The sequence below is a fragment of the Nocardia terpenica genome, assembly GCF_013186535.1.
In the GTDB taxonomy this organism is placed as follows: Bacteria; Actinomycetota; Actinomycetes; order Mycobacteriales; family Mycobacteriaceae; genus Nocardia; species Nocardia terpenica.
Genome location: NZ_JABMCZ010000003.1, coordinates 901839 through 925934 on the forward strand (window position 1 = coordinate 901839; position 24096 = coordinate 925934).

General features: G+C 67.3%; 22 protein-coding genes. 11 read left to right on the plus strand and 11 right to left on the minus strand.

What is annotated here, in order from left to right; genetic code table 11:
* Positions 1–11 precede the first annotated feature (11 nt).
* Together HPY32_RS25750 and HPY32_RS25755 are read left to right on the plus strand one after the other, a co-directional pair.
* Positions 12–821 (plus strand): GntR family transcriptional regulator, encoded by an 810-nt coding sequence (locus HPY32_RS25750; protein WP_067576568.1) that lies wholly within the window; start codon positions 12–14, stop codon positions 819–821.
* Positions 818–1582 (plus strand): glycosyltransferase family 2 protein, encoded by a 765-nt coding sequence (locus HPY32_RS25755; protein ID WP_082870391.1) that lies wholly within the window; start codon positions 818–820, stop codon positions 1580–1582. The genes HPY32_RS25750 and HPY32_RS25755 overlap by 4 nt, the downstream gene beginning before the upstream one ends.
* 1463 nt (positions 1583–3045) lie before the next feature.
* Here HPY32_RS25755 and HPY32_RS25760 read toward each other — a convergent pair.
* Positions 3046–3228 (minus strand): hypothetical protein, encoded by a 183-nt coding sequence (locus tag HPY32_RS25760; protein ID WP_156673742.1) that lies wholly within the window; start codon positions 3226–3228, stop codon positions 3046–3048.
* A gap of 555 nt (positions 3229–3783) precedes the next feature.
* Between HPY32_RS25760 and HPY32_RS25765 the strand changes: the two genes are divergently transcribed.
* Positions 3784–4314: a DUF6879 family protein gene (locus HPY32_RS25765; protein WP_067576570.1), complete on the plus strand. Its 531-nt coding sequence runs from the start codon at positions 3784–3786 to the stop codon at positions 4312–4314.
* Complete coding sequence (locus HPY32_RS25770) at positions 4311–5153, plus strand: helix-turn-helix domain-containing protein (RefSeq protein ID WP_067576571.1); 843 nt, start codon at positions 4311–4313, stop codon at positions 5151–5153. The genes HPY32_RS25765 and HPY32_RS25770 overlap by 4 nt, the downstream gene beginning before the upstream one ends.
* A gap of 4 nt (positions 5154–5157) precedes the next feature.
* On the opposite strand, the gene HPY32_RS25775 is transcribed toward HPY32_RS25770, so the two are convergent.
* From HPY32_RS25775 to HPY32_RS25790, 4 genes are all read right to left on the minus strand, one after another.
* The gene (locus tag HPY32_RS25775; protein ID WP_067576573.1) at positions 5158–6282 is read right to left on the minus strand and encodes a bifunctional 2-methylcitrate synthase/citrate synthase; all 1125 of its coding nucleotides are present in this window, start codon (positions 6280–6282) and stop codon (positions 5158–5160) included.
* Positions 6282–7196, minus strand: coding sequence for a methylisocitrate lyase (gene prpB, locus HPY32_RS25780; protein ID WP_067576575.1), 915 nt, complete (start codon positions 7194–7196; stop codon positions 6282–6284). Before prpB ends, HPY32_RS25775 begins: the two co-directional genes overlap by 1 nt.
* On the minus strand, positions 7193–8698 hold the full coding sequence (prpD, locus tag HPY32_RS25785) for a 2-methylcitrate dehydratase PrpD (protein WP_067576577.1): 1506 nt from the start codon (positions 8696–8698) through the stop codon (positions 7193–7195). Before prpD ends, prpB begins: the two co-directional genes overlap by 4 nt.
* A 142-nt stretch (positions 8699–8840) precedes the next feature.
* Positions 8841–10238, minus strand: coding sequence for a lipase family protein (locus HPY32_RS25790; protein WP_067576581.1), 1398 nt, complete (start codon positions 10236–10238; stop codon positions 8841–8843).
* A 195-nt stretch (positions 10239–10433) separates the two neighbouring features.
* Between HPY32_RS25790 and HPY32_RS25795 the strand changes: the two genes are divergently transcribed.
* Positions 10434–11105, plus strand: a complete 672-nt coding sequence (locus HPY32_RS25795; RefSeq protein ID WP_067583925.1) for a response regulator transcription factor — start codon at positions 10434–10436, stop codon at positions 11103–11105.
* Here HPY32_RS25795 and HPY32_RS25800 read toward each other — a convergent pair whose 3' ends face one another.
* Positions 11106–12461: a sensor histidine kinase gene (locus tag HPY32_RS25800; RefSeq protein WP_156673743.1), complete on the minus strand. Its 1356-nt coding sequence runs from the start codon at positions 12459–12461 to the stop codon at positions 11106–11108.
* A gap of 562 nt (positions 12462–13023) precedes the next feature.
* On the opposite strand from HPY32_RS25800, the gene HPY32_RS25805 reads away from it, so the two are divergent.
* Complete coding sequence (locus tag HPY32_RS25805; RefSeq protein WP_171983059.1) at positions 13024–13500, plus strand: phosphatase PAP2 family protein; 477 nt, start codon at positions 13024–13026, stop codon at positions 13498–13500.
* A gap of 106 nt (positions 13501–13606) precedes the next feature.
* Here the strand turns inward: HPY32_RS25805 and HPY32_RS25810 are convergent, their stop codons facing one another.
* The gene (locus HPY32_RS25810) at positions 13607–13792 is read right to left on the minus strand and encodes a hypothetical protein (RefSeq protein WP_067576585.1); all 186 of its coding nucleotides are present in this window, start codon (positions 13790–13792) and stop codon (positions 13607–13609) included.
* Positions 13793–13895: 103 nt separating this feature from the next.
* On the opposite strand from HPY32_RS25810, the gene HPY32_RS25815 reads away from it, so the two are divergent.
* Complete coding sequence (locus HPY32_RS25815; RefSeq protein ID WP_171983060.1) at positions 13896–14774, plus strand: SGNH/GDSL hydrolase family protein; 879 nt, start codon at positions 13896–13898, stop codon at positions 14772–14774.
* A 5-nt stretch (positions 14775–14779) separates the two neighbouring features.
* On the opposite strand, the gene HPY32_RS25820 is transcribed toward HPY32_RS25815, so the two are convergent.
* Genes HPY32_RS25820 through HPY32_RS25830 form a run of 3 tightly spaced genes read right to left on the minus strand, consistent with a single transcriptional unit; the run spans position 14780 to position 18401 of the window.
* The gene (locus tag HPY32_RS25820) at positions 14780–16063 is read right to left on the minus strand and encodes a glycosyltransferase 87 family protein (RefSeq protein ID WP_082870393.1); all 1284 of its coding nucleotides are present in this window, start codon (positions 16061–16063) and stop codon (positions 14780–14782) included.
* A 57-nt stretch (positions 16064–16120) separates the two neighbouring features.
* Positions 16121–17041 carry an esterase/lipase family protein gene (locus HPY32_RS25825; RefSeq protein ID WP_171983061.1) on the minus strand — a complete coding sequence of 307 codons (921 nt, stop codon included), beginning with the start codon at positions 17039–17041 and terminating at the stop codon, positions 16121–16123.
* Positions 17042–17084: 43 nt separating this feature from the next.
* Positions 17085–18401: a family 1 glycosylhydrolase gene (locus HPY32_RS25830; RefSeq protein ID WP_067576590.1), complete on the minus strand. Its 1317-nt coding sequence runs from the start codon at positions 18399–18401 to the stop codon at positions 17085–17087.
* 68 nt (positions 18402–18469) lie between these two features.
* Here HPY32_RS25830 and HPY32_RS25835 point away from each other — a divergent pair, with 68 nt between their 5' ends.
* The 4 genes from HPY32_RS25835 to HPY32_RS25850 all read left to right on the plus strand — a co-directional run bounded on the left by HPY32_RS25835 (position 18470) and on the right by HPY32_RS25850 (position 23245).
* Positions 18470–19810 carry a purine-cytosine permease family protein gene (locus tag HPY32_RS25835; RefSeq protein ID WP_067576594.1) on the plus strand — a complete coding sequence of 447 codons (1341 nt, stop codon included), beginning with the start codon at positions 18470–18472 and terminating at the stop codon, positions 19808–19810.
* Positions 19803–20858, plus strand: a complete 1056-nt coding sequence (locus HPY32_RS25840; RefSeq protein WP_197696296.1) for a phosphotransferase enzyme family protein — start codon at positions 19803–19805, stop codon at positions 20856–20858. The genes HPY32_RS25835 and HPY32_RS25840 overlap by 8 nt, the downstream gene beginning before the upstream one ends.
* 172 nt (positions 20859–21030) lie before the next feature.
* Positions 21031–22518 carry an amino acid permease gene (locus HPY32_RS25845; protein WP_231951240.1) on the plus strand — a complete coding sequence of 496 codons (1488 nt, stop codon included), beginning with the start codon at positions 21031–21033 and terminating at the stop codon, positions 22516–22518.
* 169 nt (positions 22519–22687) lie between these two features.
* On the plus strand, positions 22688–23245 hold the full coding sequence (locus tag HPY32_RS25850) for a hypothetical protein (RefSeq protein WP_195119172.1): 558 nt from the start codon (positions 22688–22690) through the stop codon (positions 23243–23245).
* Positions 23246–23298: 53 nt separating this feature from the next.
* Here HPY32_RS25850 and HPY32_RS25855 read toward each other — a convergent pair whose 3' ends face one another.
* Entirely contained in the window at positions 23299–23862 is a 564-nt protein-coding gene (locus HPY32_RS25855; RefSeq protein ID WP_156673745.1) for a hypothetical protein, read from the minus strand.
* Between the last annotated feature and the right edge of the window lie 234 nt (positions 23863–24096).

Below are 24096 nucleotides of genomic sequence, written 5' to 3' on the forward strand. Positions count from 1 at the left end.
ACGGAGTCGCTATGCCAGCGAAGTACGAGCTAATCGCAGATGAGCTGCGAGCACGCATCGTGAGTGGTGAGCTACGACCCAGCGATCGCGTTCCTGGGGAGGCCGCTCTGGTCGAGCAGTACAAGGTCAGCCCTCCCACCGTGCGGCAGGCGTTGGCAGTCTTGCGGGCCGAAGGTCTCGTTGAGGCCAAGCATGGCATTGGCACCTTCGTCCGAACACCACGCGTCAAGGTGCGACGCACCGATGAGCGCTATCAGTGGGAGAAGAACCGCGTTCACGAATCCGACTCGGTCCGTCGAACGACTGGCGCCACCGAGCGCGACACCGGACTTACCTTGCCCGACTTGTCATTCAGCGCTCACTACACGACAACGAAAGCGACTGACGACCTCGCCGACGCATTCGGCGTTCCAGTCGGCACGAAGCTCCTTCAGCGTGACTACCGCACAAGACCGCGTGGTGATGACGCACCGTTCAATCTCAGCCGCTCGTACCTGGTCTATGACATGGTGGAGCAAAATCCGGACTTGCTAGACGACTCCAACGAGCCCTGGCCTGGAGGAACGCAACATCAGCTATTCACGGTTGGCATCGAAGTCGCGAAGATTACCGAGGAAGTCGAGGCCCGCCCGCCAACCGCACGCGAAGCCAGTGAGTTGGGAATTTCTCTCGAAGGGAGCGCCGTGTTCGACCTGAGGAAGATCTCCATAGACACAGACGGCCGTGTAGTCGAAGTGGCCGACGTGATCCTTCCGGGGGACCGAACTCAGCTCGTCTACACCACCCAGCTCGCCCCATGGGTCGAAAGGTCATCCAAGTGAGCCACCTCATCTCGATTGTTACTCCCGTATACAATGCCGTTCCTGAGTACGTTGCAGATGCGTACAAATCTCTTGTCGCACAACAACTTCCCACAGGATGGACCTGGGAGTGGATCATTCAGGCAGACGGACTCAACGAAACCGATATCGTCAGCGCACTACCCGACGATGACCGAATTCGCTTCGCAGTCGGCCGTCACGGCGGGCCAGGTGTAGCACGTACGCTGGCTCTCGGCAGGGTCAATGGCGAGCTGGTCAAGGTCCTTGATGCGGATGATCAACTGACTGACGGAAGTCTCATGCGCGATATCAGTGCTCTAGAGCGATTTGATATCGGTTGGACCACCTCACGGGTTCTCGATCTCTTGCCTGATGGCTCGACACTCGGGTTCGATAATGACCCCCCCGAGGGAATCGTCCCCCGCGGTGCTGTCCTCCAACACTGGCGAACACACAATTTCCGTGCGCAGGTCCATCCGACAACCATGTGCATCCGCACCCAGTTGGTTCTTGCCTTGGGCGGATGGATGGCTCTCCCCGCATCCGAGGACACCGGTCTTTTGTTGGCTGCCAACGCAGTAGCCGATGGCTACTTCTCAGCCGATGTTGGCCTCCTATACCGCAAGTGGCCAGGTCAGACGACCGCCCAGGCCGCACATGCTAACGAAGATGATCTCACCGCGCGCCGAACAGTCATTCAGCGCCGAGCCATGGCACTCGCTGACGACTTCCCACACTGGCACTACGCTGCATCACGGTGAATGTGTAACCTTGTCTCTATCACGCGAGTGATGCTGGCGGTGGGACGCCGGAGTCGACCGACGCCCCACCTTGGTGGGTTACCTAGCCCGCCGCAACCAGCGGACCAAGATGAGCGCTCCGGCGACTACGGCACAGCCTGCAAGCATGAGGCCGTAATCGACCGGAGCCTCGCTCGTTTTCCGGCGATGTTTCGCCATCCCCCACCACCTCCTTCCTGGGCGCGGTGTGTGGACCAAGTCCACCGCCCCTCGGCCGGAGGTGCCATCACCCTACGCCACCGCGACGACAAGAACCGTTGCAACGCAGCAACTTCCATCCACTGACCGGATTCTCCTCGGGTCCCCCGACCAGCGATTCGGCCGATTCGCGTCCCGTTCTCGCCTCGCTCTCCCACACCCCACCATCACCGTTCGCGTAGTGCTTGCCGAATTTGGCTATACAGGATCAAGGGGCGCGGGCGGGCGCTGCGCGCCCGCCGCGCCACACCACGGCTCGCCTTCACTGCGCCCGCTCCGTTCCGGCGGCCGGAGTGTCGCGGCGGGCGCAAGTTGACCGTCGCTTCCCAATGCCCGTCTCGCCCATTCCGCTTGGCACCACAACCGCGGAGCGGTGGGCGTGGTCGTGAGGCTCCGAGCGCCCGGGAATCGGCTCGGCCCCGGGTCGGCGAAGACGGATGCTTCCGTCAGGCTGAGCAGCCGGGCATTGGTCACGTTCGGTTCCCCCCGCCTTCCTCATGGCCCGATTGTCTCGCTCCACTCGCACGAGTCAAGGGAAAGAGCGCCCTTGACACGCACGAGCTCCGCTGAGGGATGGCCAGTATGAGGAGGGCGGGGGGAAGTAGTCATTGGGTGCGGATAGACAACCTATCCACGAAAAAGCGAGCTCAGGCAGCACAGTCCGCAGTCAGTCCGCAGCAGCGCCCAAGCTCGCCGAAAGTCACCAACTCAACCAACGAACGAAGACGCTGGTCAGCCAGCATTCACCATCAATCACCAACGCCACCGAAAACACCCAAACATCAAGAGCAACAAGCTTAAAATCCGCACAGTGTCGGTTCGAACCCGACCGGGGGCACCTCGGTTAGGCACTCAAAGGTGCAGGTGGAGAGGGTTTCTTGGCCCGTGATGGCCTTCCGGGATTTCGGTTCTGCCCACACTTTGCCCACGACCTCCCCATCTTGCGGGCCACGGCTTCCGGATCGTCGTTGAACAGATCGGCGTCATCGCGGCGGACGCGTACCCCCGCATCCGCCGTATCGCCTTCACGTTCGCGCCGGAGGCGACTCCGAGGCTAGCGTCGATGCGCCGTAGGTCATGGGCGGCGAAGCGCGGGAAGGTCCTCTCGTCGTCAGCTCCTTGCCCTCACAAGTCCGGGGGAGCTCCGGGCAACGCTCACGTCCCCTCCACCGGTGACCCCTGGGGCTGTCGCCCTTGCGCCTCGAGTCGTTCGATTCGTCGAATCATCAGGCGAGAGAACCGATTTGTTCTTCGTCCGCATCGGTGCCGTCGTCGCGCTCACTGCTCACGGCCCCGGTGTGGTTGTGGAGTTCGAGGTAAAACCCCGGCCGGTCCTCGTCATCATCGTCATAGGCGGCGACTTGCACCATTCCACCGGGAAAGACGAATGTCCTCGAACGTGCAGCCATGACAACCTCTCTGCGTCTGGTAGCTGGTGGGACAGCTCGGGGAGCAGGAGTTCGATCGTGTCGACTGGACCGGACCGGGCTCTACCAGCCCGAGCGCCGCATCTGACGCTAGGGGTTGCTTCATTCCATGCACCACAAAGTTTCTCGATGTTTCTTTCGCTCGCCGGATTCGTTGACTGGCTACACCACGAGTGACGACGATGGTTGGACGAGAAACGCCGCGAAACACGCTGGACTGGGAGGCCACGATGCGATTGAGGTTCCTCGGCAAGAGCACGAACGGAGGTCGGTCACCCACCTTGTACGCCTCTGATAAGGGGACGTATGTGGTCCAAGGCTGGAGGACGGATCGAAACAACCAGATAGCGATACCGCACCGGCTCCTGGAGTTCCTGGAGCCGGGTACCTGTCTCGGAACGATCCTGCACGATAGTGGGCACGGGACGTTCACCCTCGCGGGTGAGCCGGTCACCGACTCGGAAGCACTGGAACAGATGGAGCTTCCCGCACACGAGGCGAGCGTGGAAGTCCCAGTAGGACAGGAGATTCGACCGGATGCAACTCCACTACGGTGAGGACATGGCGCGGCTGTTCCGTGCCGACTGGCGTGTAGCAGTCCATCTGGAACTTCAGGACAGCTACACAGCACCGGAGGAGGACGAACCGTTCCACAAGTTCCTGGCTGGAGAACCGGACGATTTTGCGTGGTTCTCCGACTGGGAGAACCTCGTTCGAGAACTCACCGGCAACGGTCGGGGTATGCGGCGCGTTCGCGTGGTAACCGTCCCCCATACCGACTACACCCGTTGGGCGCTGACCGTCGCCGTCCGGAACGTGGAGGCCGGGGAGGATGTTCGGTACCTGCCGCGGCACAAGATCGACCCTGGATTGCTGTCCGGGGACGACTGGTGGATCTTCGATGATGATCTCGTTGCCTTCAGCGTGTTCACGCCAGCAGGCGCGGGGGCGGGACTGGCGACCACCACCGACCCGGCGATCGTGGCGCATATCCGCACGGTCCGAGATCGGGTGTGGTCATTGGCGATTCCGTATGCCGAATACGTCACGGTTCCTGCGGAACGGTGACCTACGCCGTACAACAGGTCCGGGAAGCCCTAGGGGGACGGCTCCGGGACATACGAAAGGATGCCGGGCTGACCGCGCGGGCTGTATCCCGTTCGGCCGGCTGGGTACCGTCCAAGGTGTCGAAACTCGAACGTGGGCAGCAGACTCCCACCGACAGTGACATACGGACATGGTGCCGGGCATGTGATGCGGAAGACCAGATCGCTGACCTGATCGCGTCGCTGCGGAACGTCGAAGCCGCATATCTCGAATGGCGGCAGATGCGCCTACCGCACCGGCAACGGCAGTCGATCGCCTGGGAATCCGAAACCAAGCTGATGCGCTGGTATGAGCCCTTCGTCGTACCGGGTTTGCTCCAAACACCGCAATACGCAGAAGCTGTACTCGGACGGATGCAGGACTTTTACCGAGGCTCACGCGACGAACTCGCGGCCGGACTAGCCGCTCGCATGGAGCGACAACAGGTCTTGTACCGGGGTGACCACCGATTCCATTTCATCCTTGCCGAACAAGTCCTGCGCACCACCGTCGGCGACGACGACATCATGATCGGGCAGTTGGACCGGCTCCTGATCGCCATGGCTCTGCCTCGCGTTGTGATCGGCATCATCCCCACGCACACCGAATACGTTGTGCCCCTGTCGAACTTCTGCATGTTCGACGCAAGTCGAGTGCTCGTGGAGACCATCACTGCCGAGTTGACGATCACCCAGCCACGCGAACTCGTGTTGTACGAGAAGACGTTTCAGACACTTGCGAAACAGGCCGTAGTCGGTAGGGCTGCACGTCATCTGATCACAACGGCTCTGGACGATCGCCGAGGAACAGAATCGGATTGAAATATCAGGCGACGACCGTGCGCTGGGGTACCCCGATGTATTCGCTCAGGGGGCGGATCAGGGTGTTGGATTCGGACTGTTCGATGATGTGGGCGGTCCAGCCGGTGATGCGGCTCAGGACGAAGATGGGGGTGAAGGTCTCGATGTCGAAGCCTAGGAGGTAGTAGGCGGGGCCGGTGGGGAAGTCGAGGTTGGGTTTGATGCCGGTGGTTTCGTGCATGGTGCGTTCGAGGATGTCGTATATTCGCACCCAGCGCTGGCCGTCGGTGGCGGCGGCGATGTCCAGGAACGCCTTCTTCATGGTGGGTACCCGGGAGTCGCCGTTCTTGTAGACGCGGTGGCCGAAGCCCATGACTTTTTCCTTGTGCGACAGCTTGTTTCGCAGCCATGGCTCGGCCAGGTCGGGGTCGCCGATCTCGAGCATGTCGTGCATGACGGCCTCGTTGGCGCCGCCGTGCAGCGGGCCCTTCAGCGCGCCGATGGCCGCGGTGACCGCGCTGTAGATGTCCGAGAGCGTGGAGGTGACCACCCGGGCGGCGAAGGTGGAGGCGTTGAAACTGTGCTCGGCGTACAGGATCAGCGATACCTCGAACGCCTGCACCAGCTCGGGCGCGGGGATCGTGCCGAAGCACATGTTCAGGAAGTTCTCGGCGAAACCCAGATGTGAGTGCGGCGCAATGGGATCCAGGCCGCGCCGGCGGCGGTGGTCGGCCGCGACGATGGTCGGCAGCACCGCCATCATGCGAAGTGCCTTGGCGCGGTTGGCCTTCGCCGAGTTGTCGTCCTCGGCCGGATCCTCCGCGCCGAGGTAGCTGATCGCCGTGCGCACCACGTCCATCGGGTGGCAGTTCTCCGGCAGCTTCGCCACCAGCGCCAGCAGCGACCGGTCGGCGCGCCGCGATGCCCGCTCCCGCTGGCAGAACCGCTCGAGCTCGGCGTGGGTGGGCAGTTCCCCGTGCCACAGCAGGTAGGCGACCTGCTCGAAGCTGCAGTGGGCGGCCAGATCCTGCACGGCGTAGCCGCGGTAGGTCAGCGAGTTGGTTTCCGGCACCACCTTGGAGATGGCGGTGGTGTCGACGACGACGCCCGCCAGACCCTTGGAGATGGTCGGTGTCGCGGTCTCCGTCATCACTGATCCCCTCCCAGGGTGAAATTGAAGATGTCGGAATCGAATTCGTTGTAGCGCTGGTACTCCAGCAGTTCGTAGAGGCGGCTGCGGTGCTGCATGCGGTCCAGAAGCCCTGCCTGCGTGCCCTTGTCGAAGATCTCCCGCAGCCCGGCCTCGGCGGCGTACATGGCCAGCCGCAGCGTGGTAACCGGGTAGATGACGGCGTTGTAGCCGATCGACTCCAGCGTTGCGGCCGAGAGCAGTTCGGACTTGCCGAACTCGGTCATGTTGGCCAGCAACGGAATCGAGACCGCCGCGCGGAACCGCTCGAATTCCGCCGCGGTGGTGAGGGCTTCGGTGAAGATCAGATCCGCCCCGGCCGCCGCGTACGCCCGGGCCCGCTCGACGGCCGCGTCGATGCCCTCGATCCCGGCGGCGTCGGTGCGCGCGCAGATCACGAAATTCGGGTCGTGGCGGGCGGATACGGCCGCGCGCAGGCGGCGCACCATGTCCGCGGTGGGCACCACGGCCTTGCCGTCGAGATGGCCGCACCGCTTGGGGTTGACCTGATCCTCCAGGTGCAGGCCCGCGATGCCCGCGTCCTCGAGCACGGTCACCGTGCGGGCGGCGCTCATCGGCTCGCCGAAGCCCGTGTCGGCGTCGATCAGCACCGGCAGATCGGTGACCCGCGCGATCTGCTGTCCGCGCCCCGCGACCTCGGTGAGGGTGGTCAGGCCGATATCGGGCAGCGCCAGATCCGCCGACAGCACCGCGCCCGAGACGTACACGCCCTCGAAGCCGATCTCCTGAATCAGCTTGGCCACCAAGGGATTGAACGCACCGGGCAGGCGCTGGAGGCGGCCCGAGGCCAGGCCCGCGCGGAACGCGGCGCGCTTGTCGGCGGCGGAGGTGGCGGCGGCGAGCAGGCCGGTCATCGGAACAGTCCCTTCGGCAGGTGCGGTGCGCGCGCCAGCACCTCGTCGGAGACGGCGAAGGTGAGCTGCGACAGTTCGGCGGGCGACAGTTCGGCGGTCCGCTGCGCCACCTCGAGGAAGCGGTCCTGCTCGGCGGGCGCGACGACGCCCTCGGCGAGGGTGCGGAACTTGGCGATGTACTGCTCGCGGGCGAAGGGCCGCGCGCCCAGCGGATGCGCGTCGGCGACGGCCAGCTCGTCCACGATGACCTCGCCGCTCTTCAGCGTGACCTCGGCGCGCGCGCCGAACGCCTTCTCGTCCGGGTCGGTGGCGTGATAGCGGCGGGTCCATTCCGGATCCTCGGCGGTGGAGATCTTGTTCCACAGCTCGATCGTGTCGGGCCGCCGCGCGCGCTCGGGCGCGTAGGAGCGCTCGTGATGCCAGGTGCCGTCCTGCAGCGCGACCGCGAAGATGTACATGACCGAGTGGTCGAGGGTTTCGCGGGAAGCCCCGGGGTCGAACTTCTGCGGATCGTTCGAGCCGGTGCCGATCACCACGTGGGTGTGGTGGCTGGTGTGCAGCACGATCGTCGCGATCTGATCCAGGTCGCCGATGCGCTCGCGCAGGCGGCGCGCCAGGTCGATCGGGGCCTGGCTCTGGTATTCGGCCGAATGCTGCTTGGTGTAGGTGTCGAGGATGGCGCGCTTGGGCTCGCGCGGGCCGGGCAGCGGCACCGAATACTCCTTCCCGGGTCCGTCCAGCAGCCGGGCGATCACGCCGTCCTCGCCCTCCCAGATCGGCGCCGGGGCGCCCTCGCCGCGCAGGGCGCGATCCACGGCCTCCACGGCCATCTTCCCGGCGAACGCGGGCGCGTACGCCTTCCAGCTGGAGATCTCGCCCTTGCGGGACTGCCGGGTGGCGGTGGTGGTGTGCAGCGCCTGGCCGATGGCCTGGTAGATGGTCTCGGTGCCGAGTCCGAGCAGCGTGCCGATACCGGCGGCGGCCGACGGGCCGAGGTGGGCCACATGGTCGATCTTGTGCTCGTGCAGGCAGATTCCGCGCACCAGGTCCACCTGGATCTCGTAACCCGTTGCCAGGCCGCGGATCAGGTCGCGCCCGGAGCGCCCGGCATGCTGGGCGACGGCCAGGATCGGCGGAATGTTGTCGCCCGGATGCGAGTACTCGGCGGCCAAAAAGGTGTCGTGGAAGTCGAGTTCGCGCACCGCGACGCCGTTGGCCCACGCCGCCCACTCGGGCGAGAACCTGCCGCCGACGCCGACGACGGTCGCACCGGGCGAGTAGGGATGGGCCAGCGCCTGCGCCCGGGCATTGGCGACCGGACGCCGAGTGAGCGCGGCCGCGGCGACCGCCGCATTGTCGATGATCCGGTTGACGATCATCTCCTCCGTCTCCGGAGCGACCTCCACGGCATCCGCCGCGACCTCCGCGATCCGCCACGCCAGGTGCTCCTCGCGGGGAAAGCTCTCCGCGGATCGGTGCGTGCGGACGAGATGATTCTTCACGATCGGTGTCCTCCCAGGCGTCGCTTCACCGCTACATTTCGCACGCTACACAGCGCACGGTTGCCCACGAATGCTCCACAAATGCCTACTTTTGCGGAGGGGGATCGGTGAATCCGCGAACGTTGTGGAGACCCCGGAACGGCTACTTGCTCCCGATGCGCTGCTGGAGGACTCCGGCGAGCACGGTGCCCGCTCCCTGCAACCAGACCGGCCAGGTCGCGGGGTCCAGGGCCATCGAGCCCTCGTCGTGGATGTCGCAGCCCTGCCGCACCGGCACGCCGTCGAAGCGGTCCTTCAACCAGAGCAAAACCCGTGGCATGCCGATGATTTCGAGGGAGATGTGCTCGCTGAAGTTGTCGCGCACGTACTGGACGCGGGCGGCGGGGTCGCGACAGTACTGATTCACCACCGTGTTCACCGGGCCGACGGGGGCCGCCCAGTCCGGGTTGGACTGATAGATGAACATCGGCATATCGGGTGTCGCGTGGCCGAGGCGGATCTTGTCGAACACCTCGTTGGGAACGGTGTCGTACAACACGTTCGGATTGTCGAACAGGCCGACCAGATTCATGAAAGGAAGGATGCCCGCGGAATACAGGCACAGCGAATTCTTCACGGGGATCAGGGCTTTGCCGAATCCGTTCATGTGCTGCTGGATGTACTGGTTCAGCTCCGGGTATTCGCGCGCGACGCCGAGCAGGCCGCTGAGGATCAGCGCCGAGGTCAGGTTGTTGTTGGCCAACTCCACGGTCTTGCGCAGATCCGGCTGATTGCCGCCCTCGGCCACGCCGACGATATTCACCTCGGGCGCATACGATTTGCGCATCTCGGCCACGTGCCCGGCGACGATCGCGCCACCGGAGTATCCGGCCACGCCGACCTTGGTGTCGCGGCCCGGCAGCCCCATCGGCGCGAAATTCTCCACCGCCCGAATGCCGTCCAGGGTGATCCGCGCGCCGAGCGGTCCGGCCGCGAACGCCGAGTTGGGGCCCTCGTGATCGGGCATGGCCACCGCCCAGCCCGCACCGAGCGCCGTCAGCGGCGCGACGAATTCGAAGGGAATGTCGAACTGCCCGGTAATAGTTCCCGGGATCGACGCCTGCTGTAGCACATAGGAGGGCGCGCAGTACTGCGCGTTCGAATCCTCCGGGAACTCGTACGACAGCAGATTGCGCGGCGCGCCACCGTTGTCGCCGCGCGGCTTCATCACCGTCGTCACCGCCGCGATCGGCTCGTCGCGAGTATTGGTGGAGCGGAACGACAACTGCCAGGCATCGATATTCAGCGGGATCACCGAGTAGAAGCCCAGATGCACCTCACGCGCGGCAATGATCTCCCCCGGCTTCTTGGCCGCGACCACGTCGGGCGGGGGTGAGTAGAAGGACGGGTCGAATTCGGGTGGCATCGGCGGTACAGGAAAGGGGAGCGCAGGCTGCACGGGCACTGCCACCGCCGTCCCCGACTGCACGGCGGTCAGAATCGCGACCATTATCGCCACGGCGGCCGCCACCGCCGCCCCCCGGAACTTGCTGACGGTCATCTGGTCCTTCTCTCACCGGTCCGCGCCACGCGGCAAAATTTCGGTTCGGAACTGTGGTACCCAGCACACAGCACAAGCGGGTGTGACGTCTATCCACACGGAAACGAATTTCCGGCCACCCGATTGGGCATAATGCCCGGAACGGCGCAGGGAATCCGGTGCGACGCGCCGGTGTCTGCGGAGGGAGCCCTACAGGTGCGGGTGCTGCTGGTGGAGGACGAGCCGCGATTGGCCGAGACGGTTCGGCGCGGGCTCGAGATGGAGGGATTCGTGGTGCAGGTCGCCGCGACCGGTCCGGACGGGCTCTGGCTGGCGACGGAGGACCGCTTCGACGTGATCGTGCTCGACATCATGCTGCCCGGCATGAGCGGATACGAGGTGCTGCGCCGGGTGCGGGCCCGCGATGTGCGCACCCCGGTGCTCATGCTCACCGCCAAGGACGGCGACCACGAGGAGGCCGACGCGCTGGACCTGGGCGCGGACGACTATCTGACCAAACCGTTTTCGTTCGTGGTGCTGTTCGCGCGGCTGCGCGCCCTGCTGCGGCGGCGCGCCCCGCAGCAGGAGACGATCCTGCGGGTCGGCGATCTCGTGCTCGATCCGGTCCGCCGGGAGGTGCGGCGCGGCGCGGACGAGGTGTCGCTGACTCCCCGCGAATTCGGCCTGCTGGAATTCCTCATGCGGCGGCCCGGCGCGGTGGTCACCAAAACCGAGATCCTGCGCAATGTCTGGGACGCGCACTACGACGGCCCGGAGAACGTGGTCGAGGTGTATGTCGGTTACCTGCGCAAGAAGATCGATGCCCCGTTCGGGCGCGCGTCGATCAAGACCCATCGCGGCGTGGGGTACCAACTGCTGGGGGAGTAGTCACCCGTCGAGCGGGAGGGCGACGATCACCCGCGTGCCGCCGTAGGGCGAGTCCTCGATGCGAACGCTACCCCGGTGGGCCGCAACGATTTCCGCGACGATGGCCAACCCGAGTCCCGTGCCGCCGGTGTTGCGGGCGCGGTCGTCCTGCAGGCGCACGAAACGCTCGAAGACCCGCTCGCGGTCGGCGGCCGCGATGCCGGGCCCGTCGTCGTCGACGGTGAGCCGGACCTCGGTGACGGTGGCGCCGGTGGCGACGGCCACGACCGAGCGGGCGTGGGTGGCGGCATTGTCGGTGAGGTTGCGGATCATTCGGGCCAGTGCCCGCGGATCGCCGACCAGCCGGGCCGGTTGCAGGTCGGTGTCCACGCGCGGTCCCTGCCGCTGCCGCAGCGCCCCCACCGCGGTCGCGGCCAGATCGTCGAGGTCGACGTCGGTGGGGTGCAGGGTGAGTCCGTGCTCGTCGGCCGCGGCCAGGGTGAGCAGATCGTCGATGAGGTGCTGCATGCGCTCGGCCTCCGGCAGCATGGTCTCGCCGATGAGCTCGCGGTCGAAGGTCTGCGGGTGGTCGCGGGCCAGTTCCAGCCCGGCCATCACCGTGGCGAGCGGGCTGCGCAGCTCGTGCGAGGCGTCGGACAGGAAGCGGCGCTGCGCGGCGTGCCCGGCCTCGAGCCTGCCCAGCATCTCGTTCATAGTCGTTGCGAGACGGGCGATCTCGTCGCGCGCGACCGGAACCGGCACCCGCTCGGACAGTCGCTCCGCGCCGATCCCGGCGACCCGGGACCTGATCGCCTCCACCGACGCCAGCGACCGGCCGACCAGGGCATAGGTGGCGGCCGCCGCGGCGACGACCACCACCGGTCCGCCCACCGCCAGCCCGGCCGCGACCTTCTTGATCGTCTCCTCGACCGGTTCGACGCTGGCCGCGGCGAGCACGACGATCGGCCCCCCGGGACCCTCGACCCGCCGCGCCGACACCCGCAGATCGGTGTCGTGACCGACCGACAGGCCGTGCACCCGTCCGGAATCGGGCAGCGTCACCAGGGGCCGCTTCGGCGCGCCCTCGGATCGGCGAATCACCTCCCCCGAGGCGTCGATGAGCTGCACGACCTCGACATGACTATCGGCGCTCAGCAGCGACGCACTCAGATCCCCCGGTTCGACCGCCCGCAACTGACCCGCGATATCCCCGACCCGAGCATCCGCCGCCTCATCCACCGAATCCAGCAGCGACCGATACAGCAGCCACAACATGGCCGCCGCCGCAATCACCAGCACCACCCCCACCACGCCCGCCGCCGCCAGCGCCGACCGCACCCGCAACCCCCACCGAGCGGGCGACCACACAATGCGCATGCCAGCCATCATCGACCACCACGGCCCGCCCACCCCTACGACTCTCAGCGTGTCCTCAGCGACCCGGTGCCACGGTGAGGCCGTGACAGAAAACCCGATCCCCACTCCCCATCCCTACCCTTCCGGCGTACTCCTGGCCCGAATCGAAAGAGATCCCGGCCAAAAGCATGCCGGGAACAAAGGGGGCCAGTTCGCCGGGAATGAGAGGGATCAGTTCGCCGGGAATGAGAGGGACCAGTTCGCCGGGGATGAAGGGGGCCAGGTCGTCGGGAATGAAGGGGGCCAGGTCGCCGGGGACAAGGGGGAGCAGTTTGCCGGGCGTGGGGAGATTACGGCTCCGTTGTCGACGCCGATGGTGAGGGGGGCTGCGTTGTTGGTTGGGTGGGTTCGGCGGGGGGTGGGGTTGGCTGTTGTGGTTGGTTGTCTTGCGGTTGTTTTCGTGGGGGTTGTGGTGAGTGTGGGGGTGGGGGGTGGGGTTACCGTGATTGATCGGCCGGTGTTGGGGTGGTTTGTCGGGCATCGGAATGGGGGGCTTACGCGGGTTGCGATTTTTGTGTCGGATATGGGGGGCACGGTGGCGATGGCGGGGATGGCTGCGGTGGTGTTCGTGGGGTTGGTGTGGCGGCGGATGTGGGGGCGGGCGGGGTTGGTGGGGGTGGCCACGGCGGGGGCCGGGGTGTTGGTGGTGGGGGTGAAGCACGTGGTGGGGCGGAGTCGGCCGCCGGTTGTGGATCATCTTGTGGTGGAGACGAATCAGTCGTTTCCGTCGGGGCACAGTCTCGGGTCGATCGTGGTGATCGGGGTGCTGGCCGCGCTGCTGGTGCTGTGGGCCGGGCGGACCGCGGTGCGGGTGGCGGTGGTTGCCGTTGCGGCGATATTCGTTGCCGCCGTGGGTATTTCGCGGCTCTACCTGGGTGTGCACTGGCCCACGGACATTCTCGGCGGCTGGTCGCTGGGTGGGCTGTGGCTGGTGCTGTGCCTGGTCGCGTGGCGGCCGGTGCAGGGGGTCGTCGCCGCTCGTCTCGCTCGGAGGAAGTAAAAACAGTGCAGCACTTGATCGTTTCGTCGGTCGCTCCGGGGGCCGCCCGGACCTTCATCTCGCTGCCCGCGGGCAGTGCGGGCATGTCCGCCGGGCGGTTCGGTCTCTACACCGTCGCGGGCTGCCCTGGACGGCCGCGCTGGCCGTCGCCGGATACGCCGTCGGCGCCGACTGGCACAGCCTCGAGAACGCCCTGCGCGGCCCGAGCTAGCTGATTGCGGGCGTGGTCGCGCTCGCCATTGCCGTCGCCGTATTCGTCGCCGTTCGCCGTCGCCGGGCCTCGCTGCCGCACTGATCCGAATCCCGGCCGCGTGTTTGCCGGAAATTGCCCGCGCGGTCGGTATTTCGGTGCTACGGTCCACTGGACATATGTCCATATCGGGTCGGGGTGGGGAGTGGCAGTGCGGAAGACCTCGCTGTTCGCAATCGGATGCGCGGCCGCCGCGCTGCTGAGCCCGGGCCGGGCCGCGGCCGCTCCGGCCGTCACCGAGTATGTGGCACTGGGGGATTCGTGGGCGGCCGACGCCACGGTAACCCAGGCCACCGCCGCCGACGCGCCGCTGGGCTGCTATCAGAGCCGCCGCGACTATGCCAAGCAGATCGCCGCCGCGCTCGCGATCCCCGTGCTACGCGACGCCACCTGCGGCGGGGCCAAGACCGCCGACCTCACCGGCGCGCAGGGCACCCTGACGGGCGACAACGCGCCGCAGTTCGATCGGCTCACCCCGAGCACCGACCTGGTGACCCTCGAAATCGGCGGCAACGACGCGGGTTTGGCGGTCGCGGTGCAGGACTGCCTGACCATCGACCCGACCGCCACCCCCTGCCAGGACCGCTATGTGCCCGGCGGCGTCGACCGGATGTCGGCGAATATCGCTGCGACGGAACCGAAGGTGACCGCGGCGGTCACCGGCGTCCGCGCCCGCGCCCCGCACGCGCGCATCCTGCTGATCGACTACTTCGAGGGCGTGCGCACCGACCGCGGCTGCTGGCCCGTGGTTCCGATCTCCGATGTCGATGCCGCCTGGCTGGGCCGCAAACTGGTCGAGCTGGACGCCATGCTGGCCCGGGTGGCGGCCGCGACCGGCGTCGAGTTCGTCGACACCTACGGCGACAGCGGCGGGCACGACGCCTGTCGCCCGGTCGGCACGCGCTGGGTCGAGGGCCTGATTCCGTTGTCCGGCAACCCTCCCGGCCCTGCGGTGCCGTTCCACCCCAACCAACTCGGCGCGGACCATCAGGCCCGCAGCATCCTGGCCGCCCTCGCCCGCTGAGCGGATTAGGGCTTCGGATAGCGAGATCGCAGCTCCCGCAGCGGGATCGGCAGCAGCGGCTCCCGCGTCGCGGGCTTGGGTCCGGCGACGACGTACAGCACCACCAGCAGCACGCTCAACCACACGTAGGTATCGCCGATCACGTGCTGCCAAGGCGTCCAGGCGAATTCGCGATTGTTCTCGCCGGGCTCCCAGTTCTGCGGGCCGATCACGAATACCACCGCGGCGCCGAGCACGAGCAGGTACCACCAGGCGGCGGTGCGCAGCGGCAGCCGGGTCGCCGCGCCGACGGCCGCCAGCAGCGCCGGGGCGATCCACACCCAGTGGTGCGACCACGAGATCGGCGACACCAGCAGCGTGAACACCGCGTTGAACGACATTGCCAGCGGCGGATTGTCGGTGGCCTGCCGCATGGCGGCGACCACCAGCGCCAGCAGCGCCACGCTGAATACCAGCCACAGCAGCGTGAAGGCGGGCTCGGGCACCCGCAGCCGGGACAGCACACCCTGAATGGACTGATTGGTATGGAAGGCCGAGCCGCTGAGCCCGGACACATTGCCCATGCCGCCCAGCCAGTATCGGGTCGATTCGCGCGGCAGCACCGCGTAGGCGAGTCCGGTCGCGACCGCGCCCGTGACGGCCGCGGTCCCCGCCGCCCGATAGTCGCGCCGCACCAGGAAATACAGCACGAACGCCGCCGGGGTCAGCTTGATCGCGGCCGCGATGCCGATCAGCATGCCGCGCGGCCACTTCGGCCGCCGCGCCAGGCAGTCCGCCGCCACCAGCACCATCAGCAGCATGTTGACCTGACCGAAGTCCAGGGTCGAATGCACCGGCTCCAGCAGCATGCCCAGCGGCAGCGCGCACGCGGTCGCCCACAGCGCCGGCTCCAGGCCGCCGATCCACAGCCGCCGCACCGCCAGGTAGAGGGTCACCGCGAGCGCCAGCGTGGACACCACGAAGAAGCTCACCGCCGCCGGGTGCCAGGGGAGCATCGCGAACGGGCTCAGCGCCAGCGCGGCGAACGGCGGATAGATGAACGGCAGCCCGATGCCCAGCGTGGTCTTCGGTAGCGTGCCGTACATGTCCGCGCCGTGCCACATGGCCTGCACGCCGAGCCGATACACCTGCAGGTCGATGAACTCCCGCTTGATCGGAATCAACGGCCACGACGGATGCAGCAGCCAGTAGCCGCACACGGCGATGAGGACTACCGGGACCAGCCACGCAATGCGCCCGAGACGACGGGCGGCGAACTGCGGCCGTACGGGAGTGGAGACGCTAACCATCCAGGCCGAGATTACCGATTACCGGCCGCCCCCAGATGGGCGGGGGAGAATTCGGCGTCAGTGCGGACAGGGCGTGCCGGAATAGTCCGGATCGAGGGCTCGCTGCACGATATAGGTGACCGTGGGGGAGCGCGGCACATCGGCATGCCGGTAGGCATCGGCGGGGCACAGGTCCTGGACCCAGACGTTGTCGACGGTCGCGCCGGGACCGGGTCGCAGGAAGGTCGCCTCCGGCGGCTGCGAGGCATCGTCGACCCGGCTCGCGACCACCGTGTAGTGCACCCCCGGCACGGTGTCCCCGCTCGCATTCAGCTCGCGCAGGAAGTCGCTCCCGGTCAGCTGCTGCGTCCCCGCGACACCGACGACGCGTGCCAGCGCCGCATCGCGAATCGACGCCATCGCCCCACCCATCAGCCTGCCGAGGCCGACGGAATCGACGCCGTGATTGGACCCCACCAACGAAACGAGCGTGCCCACCTTCGCCCCGCCACCCTCGAACCGCAGATACTGCCGCGCCAGCACCGCCCCCTGCGAATGCCCCACCAGATCCACCCGCGCCGCCCCCGTCGCCACCCGCACCCGCTCCACGAACCCCGCGACCTCCCGCGCCGACGCCCGAATATCCCCCGTGCCGTACATCCCGTCCAGCACCCCCACCGCACTGGACGCATCCCGCCCGTAGTTCAGCGAAAACACGCAATATCCACGGTCTTTCAACTGCGGCGCAAGCACGTCCCACACATTCTGGTTGTCCCAGGTCCCGTGCAACAACACCACCGGCCGCGGATGCGCTTGCGACGGAACGCAATTCCAGTCGTCCGCCCCCGGCGGGGGAGTACTCCCATCGGGATGCTTGCCGATTCCGATCGGCAGGGAAGGGGCCGGGGCGGGCTCGGCCCTGGCCGTCGGGCCGAGCAGCGCGATCAGTAGTGCGGCGGCTGCCGCCGTTTCGACGCGGCGTGTGAACCGTCGAGGCATGGGCCGGAATCCCTTCTACGGCAGGCTCGGTGCCGCGAGGGGTTCAGTGCGGCACGGTGACCGGGTCGAGGCAGCTGGCGGCGGCGTCGACCAGCGAGCAGGTCAGGGGGGCTCGGGTGGGCCGGTAGTCGGCGGGGACGCCTCCGTCGCGGATGATCGCAGTGTAGGCCGGGACGGCGTCGGTCGCGCGCCGAGTCAGGCTCGGATCGGACAGCGCGTCCACCGTGTACAGGCCGAATCGGGGCGAGTACGAGCCCCATTCGTAGTTGTCGGTGAGGCTCCAGTAGTTGTAGCCGACCACATTGATGCCGTCGGCCCTGGCCCGCTGTAGCCAGTAGACGGTGTCGCGTAGGTCGTCGGCGCGGGTGTAGCCGTCCCTGCGGGGCCGGGCATTCTCGGTGGGCATGCCGTTCTCCACGATGTAGAGCGGTTTGCCCGGAAAGGCCCGCGCATAGTTCTGCAACGCGTAATAGATGCCCTCCGGCTCCAGCGGATTGCGCCACAGCATGTCGAAATTCTGCAGAATGCTCACGACATTGTCGAAGGTCAGGCCGTAGTAGTAGTCGATGCCCACGAAGTCGAGCCGCGCCGCGATCGCGGAGAGGAACGGCTTGGACACCACATCGTCACCGCCCGGCACGTAGGCGACATTGCTGGTCACCCACGCCCCCGGCTGCACCCCGTGGATGTAGTCGTAGATCGCGTTGTGCGCCTGCGCCAGCTTCGCCGCCAGCATCGGCAGCTCCGCCGCCGACAGCCCGCCGTGCTGAACCTCGTTGACCCCGTAGAACGTCGGCTCGTTGAACGTCACCCACATCGGGTTGTACCGAGCATACCGGTCGACCACGGTGCGCGCGTTGGCCAGCCAGTCGTCCACCATGCCCGGATTGCGCCAGCCGCCGCGATCGACCTCCCAGCCCGGATACACCCAGTGGTCCAGCGTGAGCATCGGCCGCATCCCCGCCGCGGTGATCGCGGAGATCACCTCGTCGTAGAAGCGCAGCCCGTCCTCCGACCACACCCCCGGCTGCGGCTGCACCCGCGCCCACTCGATGCCGATCCGATACACCCGCACACCCAGCTGCCGGGCCAGCTCGATATCCGACCGGTAGCGATCGAAGAAATCCACCGAATCCCGATACGGGTCGGCGGTCTTGCCCTCGGCCACATAGCGCGACCAATTGCTGTCCGGCGCATGCCCTTCGGACTGGAATCCCGAGGACGCCACGCCCCACAGGAAATCCGGCCCCAGCGGCGCGATCTGCGCGGGCGCGGGCCGTGCGGCGGCGGGTCCGGTCGCCATCGCGGCGAACAGGAGGGCGAGCGCGGCCGTGATCAGACCACGAGGTCGAAGGCGCATGGGGAAAACCGTACCGCGCGTTGACCGTTGACCAGGGAAAACGCCCGGCATTTAGCATGTGTCCTGTTATGACGAGCATCAACGAGCGGCGCGAGTCGCGCACCGCCGAGGCACCCCTGCTGCTGACCACCGAAGTCCCGCGCAGCCTGTCGTTCGCGGATCAGACCGCGTTCTGGGCCAATCTGGGCGTCAGCCTGATCGGCTTCACGGCCGCGATCTACGTGCTGCGACCCGACGGCCATCCGCAGCTGCCGATCGTGGCGGCGCTGCTGGCGACGGTGGTCGGCACGGTGCTGGGCACCGGCATGGTCGCGGCGGCGGGCGCGGTCGGGGCGCGCACCGGGGCACCGGCCATGGCGAACTTCCGCGGCCTGTTCGGCACGCGGCTGTCGTATCTGCCGACCGTCGCCAATATCGTGCAGTGCGTCGGCTGGGCCGTCTACGAGCTGACCGTGATTTCCGGTGGCGTGCGGTCGCTGACGCACGGCCGGTTCGCGCACGCGCCGGTGATCCTCGCCGCCGGGCTGCTGTGCACGGTGATGGCGATCTGGCCGCTGCGGGTGCTGCACATCCTGCGCAAATACGTGACCGTCGCCGTCGCCGTGTCGATGCTCTACCTCACCGTGCAGCTACTGCGCCAACCGCTGCCGCCCGTGGCCGACACCTCGTGGAGCGGATTCTTCCCCGGCGTCGACAGCACGCTGGCCGTCGCCGTGTCCTTCGTGCCGCTGGCCGCGGACTACACCCGGCACGCGCATTCGGTGCGGGCTGCCACCGGGGCGTCCATGATCGGCTACTCCGCCGCGCAGACCTGGTGCTATCTGCTCGGTGTCGTCGCGCTCATCCAGGTCGGCGGCGACCCGGACCGGATCTTCGACACCTTCCTCGGCGTCGCGGCCGGGTGGGTGTTCTTCGCGGTCCTCGTGCTGCGCGAGTCCGACCAGTCCTTCGCCAACGTGTACTCCACCGCGATGTCCATCCAGAACCTGTTGCCGCGCTTGGACCGTCGCATCATCGCCGCCGTGATCGGCGCGCTGGCCACGGTTCTGGCGCTGGGCGTGCACGACTTCACCGGGTTCTCCACCTTCCTGGCCCTGATCGGTTCGGTGTTCGTGCCGCTGTGCGCGGTGCTGGTGGTCGACTTCTTCTGCGGCCGTGGGCGACGCGGCTGGGACCTGTCCGAGCATGCCCCCGCGCGCCCGCTCATGGTGCTGCCGTGGCTGCTCGGCTTCGCGGTGTATCAACTGTTCAATCCGGGCTCGGTGGAGTGGTGGGCCCGATTCTGGGTGCGGGTGCAGGACGGCATCGGGGTGCACCCGGGCTGGTGGTCGTCGGCCTCGCTGTTCTCCTTCCTGGCCGCGGGCGCGGCCACCGGGCTGATCGTGCTGATCGAGCGCCGACGTGCCTGACGACCTCGTCTTCGGCATGGGCACGACCCCCATGGTCGCGCCGGACTGGCCGCCGCTGACGGTCGCCGAGATCGACGGCGCGGCGGCGATCGAATGGCGCAGCCCCCGACCGCTGTCGGCGGCCGCGCGGGTGCGGATGACCGACGGCGCCGCGGTGATCGTGAAGCGGCTGCCGCTGGCGCTGCGCGATGCCGCCGCCCTCGCCGAGGAGCACGCGTTCATGACCCACCTGCGCGCCCGCGGCATCCCGATTCCCGAGGTCCGGGCCTACACCCGCGGCGAATTCGCCTACGAGATCCACGCTCTCGGCGCGGGCGAGGACCGCTATCGCGGCAGCTTCTCCTGGACCCCGTACCTGTCGGTGGCCGACGCCGCCGCGGCGGGGCGCATGCTGGCCCGAATGCACCGCGCCGCAGCCGGATACGACGCGCCCGCCCGGCGGCCGCGCCCGCTGTCGGCCGGGCTGTGCACCGACCCGGTCGCGACGATCCAGCGCCGCGCCGCCGCGAGCCCCGCGCTCGCCGCCTTCCTCGCCGCCCGCGACTGGCGCGCCGAGGTCGAGCCGTGGCGCGTGGATGTCGCGGGGCTCGAGCCGCTGTGGACCCACAACGACTGGCACGGCACCAATCTGCTGTGGCGCGGCGAGGAGATCACCGCGGTCTTCGACTTCGGCCTGGCCAACCGCACCACCGCGGTCTTCGACCTGGCCACCGCCATCGAGCGCTTCGCCGTCGACTGGATCTCGCTGCGCGACGGCGGCCCCGCGCACGTGCGCGCCGATCAGCTCGCCGCCTTTCTGCGCGCCTACACCGCGCTGCGCCCGCTGACCCCGGCCGAGCATCGCGCGCTGCCCGAGCTGTTTCCGCTCGTGCCCGTCGAGTACGAGCTCTCCGAGATCGACTACTTCCTGTCGGTGCTGCCCCGGCCCAATCGCGAGAACGCCGAGATCGCCTACCGCGACTACATACTCGGCCGCCTCTGCTGGGCGCGCGGTCCGGCCGGTCGGAACTTTCTCGAGCTCCTGGGCCGACTCTCCGCAGCTGTCTGAAATGTCTTATCGGCCATCGGTTTCCGGGGGTCCAAATGCGCAGGTTGTGCACAATACCGATGGTTACGCGACGGTGCAGCAACCCGAGACCGAGATCACATGGCCGTACTGTTAAGTTGAACGATCGTGTGGTGCGGCGTCGAAGGCGATGCCGCGAACAGAGGAGACGGGTTTGGCTATCCCCGAGCCAGTGCAGCAGGTGACCGGCCGGTGGAACGGATTGTTCCGCACGAAGACGGTCGAGCAGTCGATCCGCGACACCGATGAACCGGATGTCAAACTGCGCCGGGACCTGACGGCCTGGGATCTGACGTTCTTCGGTGTGGCGGTCGTGGTCGGCGCGGGCATCTTCACCCTGACCGCGCAGATCGCCGGGCAGACCGCGGGACCCTCGGTCTCGGCGGCGTTCGTGATCGCCGCGGTTACCTGCGGTCTCACCGCCCTGTGCTATGCGGAATTCGCATCGACGGTGCCGGTGGCGGGCAGCGCGTACACGTTCTCCTACGCCACCTTCGGTGAGCTCGCGGCGTGGATCATCGGCTGGGACCTCATCCTGGAATTCGCCGTCGCGGTGTCGACGGTGTCCAAGGGCTGGTCGCAGTACCTGGGCGAGGTGATCGGCGGTCCGGCGACCGTCCATCTGGGCTCGCTCGAATTCGACTGGGGCGCCTCCGGATTGATCGTGCTGCTCGGCGTGCTGCTGACCATCGGGACCAAGGTGTCCTCGCGGGTGTCCGCGGTGGCGGTGGCGATCAAGCTGGTGGTGATCGCGGTGGTCGTGATCGTCGGTCTGCGCTACTTCAACGCGTCGAACCTGAGTCCCTACATTCCGCCCGCCGAGCACTCCAATACCGGCCAGGGCGTGCATCAGTCGCTGTTCTCCTGGATCTCCGGTGCGGGCGGTAGCGCGTTCGGCCCGTACGGCCTGCTGGCCGCCGCGAGCCTGGTCTTCTTCGCGTTCATCGGTTTCGACGTGGTCGCGACCACCGCCGAGGAGACCCGCGATCCGCAGCGCAATGTGCCGCGCGGCATTCTCGGCTCGCTGGTGATCGTCACCATCCTGTACGTGACGGTGTCGCTGGTGCTGACCGGCATGGTGCCCTACACCAAGCTCTCCGGTGAGAACGCCACGCTGGCCACGGCTTTCGCCATCCACGGGGTGACCTGGGCGAAGAACATCATCTCCATCGGCGCGCTGGCCGGGCTCACGACCGTGGTCATGGTGATGTATCTGGGCCAGACTCGGGTGCTGTACGCGATGGCCCGCGACGGACTGCTGCCGCGCTCGCTGGCGCGCACCGGCTCCAAGGGAACTCCGGTGCGGATCACCGCGATCGTCGGCGTGGTGTGCGCGCTGCTGGCCGGGTTCGTCAAGTTCGGCACCCTGGAGCAGATGGTGAACATCGGCACCATGTTCGCGTTCGTGCTGGTCTCCCTCGGCGTGCTGGTCCTGCGCCGCACCCGCCCGGATCTGCCGCGCGGCTTCAAGGTTCCCTTCGTGCCCTACATCCCGATCCTCGCGGTCCTGACCTGCCTGTGGGCCATGCTGAACCTGTCGGTCGAGACCTGGCTGCGCTTCTTCATCTGGATGGCCATCGGCCTGGTCCTGTATTTCGCCTACGGGGTACGGCATTCGCTCCTGCGCACCGGGGGAAAATAGGGCCGCGCTCCGCGCTATCCCTTGATCCCGGCGTGCTTTTGCTTGATCCCGGCGTGCTTTTGCTTGATCCCGGCGTGCTTTTGGCCGGGATCTCTCCGTTCGCGAACAATTCACCGGACATCTCAGGCGCATTGCATTCCCCGTGGTCTGTGACTGCCTAGACTCCGGCATGAACAAGCGCACAATTGTCGTCGGAACAACCTTGGCAGCAACGCTTTTCGTCTCCGTCGGCACGGCGGGGGCCGCGGTCCCGGTGGGGCCCGGCCCCACCGGGACCTACGTCGTCGAGCCGCAGCCCAGCGATTGCCACTACCAACAGTCCGCCGACGGCCAGACCCTGCCCGATTCGCGCTGCACCCCCGGCGCCACGAATCCCAAGGTCACCCCCGACACCCTGGACTCGACGATCTGTAAGTCCGGATACACCAGGTCGATCCGCCCGCCGGTCTCGATCACCGACCGGGAGAAGGCGCTCAACGCCAAGTCCTACGACTACACCGGCGCGCTGTCCGCGGCCGAATACGACCACCTGATCCCGCTGGAGGTGGGCGGCGACCCGAACGACCCGCGCAACCTGTGGGTCGAGCCGGGCGCCTCCCCCAACGCCAAGGACAGCGTGGAAAACCGCCTGCACCAGCTGGTCTGCGCCCGCACGGTATCCCTGCGGGCCGCCCAGGAAGCCATCGCCACGGACTGGACGACGGCCCTCGCCAAGGTCGGGGGCTGACCGCAATCGGGGCTTACGGCGGCTTGCCCCTATGTTTCCGGCACGCTCTTCCCCTATGTTTCCGGCACGCTTTTGGCCGGAATCACTCCCTGCTGCGGCGCGGTCTCGGCGGCGGCGTGGGCGGCCCTCGCCAGCGCCCTGGCTCGATCGAGTTGGTCGAGAACGGTTTCCCACGCGGAGTATCCGGCGTCGAGCCGCGCACCGCGCAGCAGGTCGCGGTGAATCCGTAGCAGACTGCGGGTGGCCTCCGCGGTGTAGGCCGCGGCGGCCAGCGGCGGCGGCACCTGGTCGGTGGTGCCGTAGAGCTCGGCGATCCGGTCGGTCAGCCAGTACGCCTCGAAATGCGCTTGCGCGCTGAGGTCTTCGTCGTGCACGGCGACGGCCCCCGGACCGGCGGCCCGCGCGCGGTCCTCCAGTGCGGCCAGATCCGGCGCCGTGGTCAGCGATCTTCGCAGGTCCGCGCCGATCAGCCGATACAGCAGCCCGGCAAGCATCGCGTGCTGCACCCCCGCGATGTCGGAGCCCGCCATCTCCCGGTCCCACACCTGGTGCGCGACCTCGTCGATCTCGGCGTCCAGCACCGCCAGCGCCGCTCTCAGTTGTCCGATAGTTGCCATATCGGTACTCGCTTCCCCGCCGTCCCTGGTCACCCCGTAGGCAGAGGGTGGACAAGACGGGCGACCGTCCTGCCGTTGAGAAGGCTACCTTTCAGCAAATGGCTTTGCCCAGAGTCTCGGCGCGTCGAATCGCGTGCCGACGCGGTCGCGTCGCCGGTCTCGGCGTGTCGTTTCGGGTGGGAAGTTGCTCGGCCGAAAACGGAGACTGCTCCTCCGATTCGGACTAGACTTCCG

Excerpts from the sequence above, each read along its gene's own strand:
- HPY32_RS25750 (WP_067576568.1), top strand. The coding sequence starts at position 12 with ATGCCAGCGAAGTACGAGCTAATCGCAGATGAGCTGCGAGCACGCATC.
- HPY32_RS25760 (WP_156673742.1), bottom strand. The coding sequence starts at position 3,228 with ATGGCTGCACGTTCGAGGACATTCGTCTTTCCCGGTGGAATGGTGCAA.
- HPY32_RS25765 (WP_067576570.1), top strand. The coding sequence starts at position 3,784 with ATGCAACTCCACTACGGTGAGGACATGGCGCGGCTGTTCCGTGCCGAC.
- HPY32_RS25775 (WP_067576573.1), bottom strand. The coding sequence starts at position 6,282 with ATGACGGAGACCGCGACACCGACCATCTCCAAGGGTCTGGCGGGCGTC.
- prpB (WP_067576575.1), bottom strand. The coding sequence starts at position 7,196 with ATGACCGGCCTGCTCGCCGCCGCCACCTCCGCCGCCGACAAGCGCGCC.
- HPY32_RS25790 (WP_067576581.1), bottom strand. The coding sequence starts at position 10,238 with ATGACCGTCAGCAAGTTCCGGGGGGCGGCGGTGGCGGCCGCCGTGGCG.
- HPY32_RS25800 (WP_156673743.1), bottom strand. The coding sequence starts at position 12,461 with ATGCGCATTGTGTGGTCGCCCGCTCGGTGGGGGTTGCGGGTGCGGTCG.
- HPY32_RS25805 (WP_171983059.1), top strand. The coding sequence starts at position 13,024 with ATGGGGGGCACGGTGGCGATGGCGGGGATGGCTGCGGTGGTGTTCGTG.
- HPY32_RS25820 (WP_082870393.1), bottom strand. The coding sequence starts at position 16,063 with ATGGTTAGCGTCTCCACTCCCGTACGGCCGCAGTTCGCCGCCCGTCGT.
- HPY32_RS25825 (WP_171983061.1), bottom strand. The coding sequence starts at position 17,041 with ATGCCTCGACGGTTCACACGCCGCGTCGAAACGGCGGCAGCCGCCGCA.
- HPY32_RS25830 (WP_067576590.1), bottom strand. The coding sequence starts at position 18,401 with ATGCGCCTTCGACCTCGTGGTCTGATCACGGCCGCGCTCGCCCTCCTG.
- HPY32_RS25835 (WP_067576594.1), top strand. The coding sequence starts at position 18,470 with ATGACGAGCATCAACGAGCGGCGCGAGTCGCGCACCGCCGAGGCACCC.
- HPY32_RS25850 (WP_195119172.1), top strand. The coding sequence starts at position 22,688 with ATGAACAAGCGCACAATTGTCGTCGGAACAACCTTGGCAGCAACGCTT.
- HPY32_RS25855 (WP_156673745.1), bottom strand. The coding sequence starts at position 23,862 with ATGGCAACTATCGGACAACTGAGAGCGGCGCTGGCGGTGCTGGACGCC.